At 52.1% G+C, this 641-nt stretch carries 1 rRNA gene; it reads right to left on the bottom strand.

Annotated elements, in window-relative coordinates:
- Positions 1-430 (bottom strand): 16S ribosomal RNA (locus tag RRY12_13365); the annotation flags it as partial.
- Positions 431-641: the final 211 nt, after the last annotated feature.

The raw sequence follows: 641 nt of genomic DNA, 5'->3' as shown, positions 1-641 counted from the left end.
GTCGGCTACCCATCGTCGCCTTGGTGGGCCGTTACCTCACCAACTAGCTAATGGGACGCGAACTCACCCTAAACCGGATTGCTCCTTTTACCTCAAACCCATGTGGGTTCGTGGTCTTATGCGGTATTAGCACCTGTTTCCAAGTGTTATCCCCCAGTCTAAGACAGATTGTTCACGCGTTACTCACCCGTCCGCCGCTGAAATGTTCCCAACACGCATTGGTCCGACGCCTCTTTGCCTCTACTGCGTCCCCTTCCTTTCACTCAGCTTCCGCTCCCGCTTTCGCAGTCGCTTCCCCTTCGCTTCCGGTCGATTCCGCCCCTTCGGCTCCTCGTCCAACCAATCCGTGTCAAGAGCATCTCCGCTCGACTTGCATGTGTTAAGCACGCCGCCAGCGTTCGTCCTGAGCCAGGATCAAACTCTCGTGTTTAATCCTTCGTCGTAAGCTTCCTACACGCCAATGTAGTCCCCTTACGATTCCTAACTCAATTGAATCTGACTGTTCTTATCTCTCTCGCTCTCGCTGTATCGTTTTCAAGGATCGTTGCGCTTTTGCTTCCCGTTCGTTTTGCTCGGTTGTCTTGAGCGCTTGTATATAATATCATGGCGCATACCCTTTGTCAACACCTTTTTTTGCCAAA

It is taken from the genome of Cloacibacillus sp., from assembly GCA_036655895.1.
Taxonomy (GTDB): domain Bacteria; phylum Synergistota; class Synergistia; order Synergistales; family Synergistaceae; genus JAVVPF01.
Note: the sequence above shows the minus strand (reverse complement) of the source record. Positions and strands in the feature narration are given on the sequence as shown.